This is a genomic window from Zoogloea sp. LCSB751, assembly GCF_002028455.1.
Lineage (GTDB): Bacteria > Pseudomonadota > Gammaproteobacteria > Burkholderiales > Rhodocyclaceae > Zoogloea.
The window spans coordinates 1-246 of record NZ_MWUM01000484.1 but is presented as its reverse complement, the minus strand read 5'-3'; the positions used below and the strand labels follow the sequence as shown (position 1 = coordinate 246).

Genomic DNA, 246 nt, shown 5'->3' with positions numbered 1-246 from the left:
GTCTCCCTCGCCTTCCAGTCGGCGGACTACTTCGCCCTCATGGTGCTCGGGCTCTCCGCAGTGGCGGCCTTCGCCGGCAAGGGGCAGGTGCTCAAGGCACTGATCATGGCGCTGTTTGGCATCATGATCTCCACCGTCGGTATCGACCGCAGCGTCGGGGTAGACAGATTCACCTTCGGCCTGCCGGACTTGCGCGATGGCTTCTCCTTCCTGCTGCTGGCCATGGCCACCTTCGCCCTCGCGGAG

At 65.0% G+C, this 246-nt stretch carries 1 protein-coding gene; it reads left to right on the top strand.

Annotated elements, in window-relative coordinates:
* A partial coding sequence (locus B4920_RS27400; protein WP_173862738.1) for a tripartite tricarboxylate transporter permease occupies nucleotides 1-246 on the top strand: 246 nt, incomplete at both ends.